Genomic DNA, 3,958 nt, shown 5'->3' on the forward strand with positions numbered 1-3,958 from the left:
GATCACCTCGCGCAGGTCCTCCAGCGCCTGGTGCGCGCTCGCGCGAATCACCCCCGCGGCCCGGCGGACGTCGTCCGGCGAGGCCCCCGGGTTGTACTCGACCGCCCCGGCCTGCACGCTCAGCAGCGACAGCCGGTGGGCGAGGACGTCGTGCATCTCCCGCGCGATCTCCTCCCGCACCTGCCGCCGGGCCTCGTCCGCGGCCCGTACCGCGCGCTCCTCGAGGGTCGCGACGAGGGCCCGCCGAGAGCGTACGTACAGCCCCCAGCCGATCGCGCAGGCGACCAGGGTGAAGTAGGTGAGCGCCGACCCGACGGCTTCCTCACCCCGGTCCAGGTCCGTCGCCAGGAACAGTCCGAACTGGGCGAGGGTGAAACCGCCCAGCCAGGCGGTGACCCGGCGCGGGCGGTGCGCGGCGACGGTGAACAGGGCCACCAGGGTCGCTCCGGTCAGGAAGTGGAACTGGGTGCCGGCGAGCATGAGCAGCACGGCCAGCCACACCGGCCACCGCCGCCGCAGGAACACCGCTGCGCAGCCGAGCGCCCCGGCGACCTGCTCCGCCACCGGGACGCCGGCGGACGCGTCGCCCCGGTACGCGGCGTCCGCCGTGACGACGGAGAAGACCACGGCGAAGAGGAAGAAGGCGATGTCGACGTAGAGGGCGGAGCGGGTGCGCATGACCTCGAATGTACGGGCGACCCGGCCGTGCGCGGCGCGGTGCGCCCGGGACCGATACTTTCGGACGACAAGGCCGCCCCCGTCCGATACCGACGCCCGACGCCGTCCGCCGACCGCGCCGTCACGATGGGCCCATGAAGGGTTTCCTCGGTTTCCTCAGCTTCGTCCTCGTCGTCGGCGGCCTCCAGGGGCTCGTCCAGCACTTCTTCGACACGTGGATCCCCGTGATGGGCTTCATGCGCCACGTCTACGTCGACGGCTACGAGATCTACATCGGCGTCGCCCTCCTCGTCCTCGGGACGGCCGTGGGGGTGGCCGCGGGCCGCAAGGACGGCACGCGCGAGGGCTGAGGCCGACGCGCCGCGCACGGCTGGCGGACGTGCGCAACCGCTCGATGGGCCGCGGCCGTTGACTCCCCACGAACCCCACACTTAACTTATCCGCATCAATTCGACAAAGGGACCGAAACTTTCGAAGACCTCGAGCCGTCGCACCCCTCGGGCCGGCCGTATCGGTTCCGCCCCCGCGGAAAGGACACGCACGTGAAGACCCGACGGAAGTCACGCTTACGCCCCTTCCTGCTGACACTGCTGGGAGGAGTGGTTCCCCTGCTCGCCGGCTTCCTCCTCTCGGCGCCGAACGCACAGGCCGCCTCGCTGACCGAGGTGACCAATTTCGGGAACAATCCCGGCAATCTGCGCATGTACGAGTACGTTCCGGCCAGTGCCGGAGCACGTCCGCCGGTCGTGGTCGCGGTCCACTACTGCACCGGCACCGGGCCCGGCTTCCACTCGGGCACCGAGTTCGCCTCGCTGGCCGACCGGTACGGGTTCATCGTCGTCTACCCGGACGCCAACGTCAGCGGCCAGTGCTTCGACGTCTCCTCCCCGCAGGCGCTCAGGCACGACGGTGGCAGCGACCCGACGAGCATCGCCTCCATGGTGCGCTCCGTGGTGCAGCGGCACGGCGCCGACGCGAGCCGCGTCTACGTCACCGGGGCCTCCTCCGGGGCGATGATGACCAACGTGCTCCTCGGCGACTACCCGGACGTCTTCAAGGCGGGGGCGTCGTTCATGGGCGTGCCGTTCGGGTGCTTCGCCACCACCGACGGATCGGGATGGAACAGCGCCTGCGCCAACGGTCAGATCAGCAGGACGCCCCAGCAGTGGGGGGACCTGGTGCGCGCCGCATACCCCGGTTACGACGGACCGCGGCCGCGCGTGCAGCTCTGGCACGGCGCGACGGACACGACGCTGCACCACAACAACCTCGGCGAAGCGGTCAAGCAGTGGACCGACGTGCTGGGCGTGAGCCAAACCCCGGTGCTGACCGACAGCCCGCAGTCCGGGTGGACCCGCACCCGCTACGGCGCCAACGGCACCCAGGCGCCGGTCGAGGCCATCTCCCTCTCGGGCGTCGGCCACAGCCTGCCCACCTCCGGCATGGCCGCGAGGGCCATCGCGTTCTTCGGCCTGGACCAGACCACGCCGCCGCCCACCACGCCTCCGCCGACCACCCCGCCGCCGAGCGGTGCCTGCCGGGTGACGAACACCGTCAGCGCATGGAACAGCGGTCTCACCGACAACATCACCGTCACCAACACCGGTTCGTCGACGCTCACCGGATGGACCCTGACGTTCACCCTGCGCTCCGGGCAGACCATCACCTCCGGCTGGAACGCGACCTTCTCCCCCACCAGCGGCGCGGTCACGGCCAGGAACGTCGGCCACAACGGGACCCTCGCCCCCGGCGCCGCCACCTCCATCGGCTTCCAGGCCACCCACACGGGTGACGCCGGGACGCCGACGGACTTCAAGCTCAACGGATCCGCCTGCCAGACCGGCTGACCCGCCCGGCCCCCTCGCCGCCCGGCCCCCTCGCTGCCCGGCCCCCTCGCCCGGACGTCCGGGCGAGGGGACCGGGCCGTTCGTCATTCCTCCGTGAGATCGTCATTCCTCCGTGAGGTCGAAACGGAGGCCCGAGGTGGATCCGCCGCGGCCGGGGCGGGTGTGACGGGCGGTCCACAGGACGCCCCGGCCGTCGGAGCCGCGGGCGTACTGGTGGGCGCGGGTGACGGTGAGGCCCTCCCGGGGGACCTCCTCGGCGAACAGGTCGTAGGGGCCGGGGAGTCCGGGGCGGAGCAGGCGGCCGAGGGGCCGGCTCCCGTCGAGGTGGGACAGGCGCAGGCGGTAGGAGCCGGGGCGCGGTTCGACGGGGACCAGGGGCAGCCAGTGGTCGGGGACCTCGGTGCGCAGCCGGTAGGCCAGGGTGCCGGCCGGCGGGGCCGGGGCCGCCTCGGCGGGCGGGGTGGCGCGGTTGCGGTCGAGGGTGGCGCCGTGCGGCGTGGGGACGCGGCGTTCGACGGCCCAGGCCAGGTTGGCGTCCTCGTCGCGGACCAGCAGCACTTCCTCGAGCGGGTCGCTCTCCAGGGAGCTCGCGGTGACCGGCGGGACGAAGAGGGCGGTGCGGCGGCCGCCGGAGGCGGTGCCGAGGCGGTAGAGGGACCAGTGGGCGTCGCCGGCTCCGGCGCCCGGCAGCGGCAGCAGGGTGGGGCCGCCGAGTTCGGAGCTGAAGGTGTCGCCGACGACGACGGAGGTGACCGTGGTGAGGGAGCCGGCCGGGACGTCCAGCGGGACCAGGTACCAGTCGTTGCCGTAGACGGTGGCGAACTCGGCGACCAGCATCCGGGCCAGGTCGGACGGCGCCGCCTCGACGGAGCCGAGGGCGACCCGCGCGTCCTCGAACTCCCAGAAGCGGCGGGCGGGCATGCCGGGGAAGCGGACGGGCGCGGGGAACGTGGTGGACAGCAGCGGGGTGCGGTCGGGCGCCGGGGCCAGTCCGGTGGCCCCCGTGGCGGTGAAGTCGGTCCAGTCGAGGGTGCCGCCCTGGTACGCGTCGGCGGTCAGGGTGGTCTCGGTGAACCCTTCGGCGAGGCCGACCGAGAAGCGGTACTCCAGCCGCTGCGGGTCCCAGGTGTCCGGGCCCGTCCCGGCGGCGGTCAGGTGGCGTTCGTCGTACCAGGCGAGCCAGGCCTCCAGGACGGGGACCGCCTCGGGCGGCAGACCCCACAGCGGTTCCTGGGGGGTGGGCGGGGAGGCGTGCAGGGTGAAGGCGACGGAGGTGCCGTCCGGCACCCGGCCGCGGAGCACCGCGAGGTAGCGCACGGTCGCCTCGTCGACGGCGCCCTCCTCGCCGGTGAGGCCGAGCGGGTAGTCGTCGAGGAGGAGGGTGACGGCCTCGGCGACGGCGTCGGCGGGGAGGTCCGCGGCGCGCAGCATGC

Annotated in this window: 4 protein-coding genes; 2 read left to right on the top strand and 2 right to left on the bottom strand. The window is 73.2% G+C overall.

What is annotated here, in order from left to right; translation table 11 throughout:
- Window positions 1–678 (bottom strand): sensor histidine kinase (locus HW445_RS21275; protein WP_180222579.1); only part of this gene is annotated, 678 nt, incomplete at its 3' end.
- A gap of 134 nt (window positions 679–812) precedes the next feature.
- Here HW445_RS21275 and HW445_RS21280 point away from each other — a divergent pair.
- On the top strand, window positions 813–1,028 hold the full coding sequence (locus HW445_RS21280; RefSeq protein ID WP_180222580.1) for a hypothetical protein: 216 nt from the start codon (window positions 813–815) through the stop codon (window positions 1,026–1,028).
- A gap of 192 nt (window positions 1,029–1,220) precedes the next feature.
- Complete coding sequence (locus HW445_RS21285) at window positions 1,221–2,525, top strand: PHB depolymerase family esterase (protein WP_180222581.1); 1,305 nt, start codon at window positions 1,221–1,223, stop codon at window positions 2,523–2,525.
- A 102-nt stretch (window positions 2,526–2,627) separates the two neighbouring features.
- Here HW445_RS21285 and HW445_RS21290 read toward each other — a convergent pair.
- The coding region (locus HW445_RS21290) for a hypothetical protein (protein ID WP_180222582.1) at window positions 2,628–3,958 on the bottom strand (1,331 nt) is incomplete at its 5' end.

It is taken from the genome of Streptomyces sp. UH6, from assembly GCF_013421635.1.
Taxonomy (GTDB): domain Bacteria; phylum Actinomycetota; class Actinomycetes; order Streptomycetales; family Streptomycetaceae; genus Streptomyces; species Streptomyces abyssomicinicus.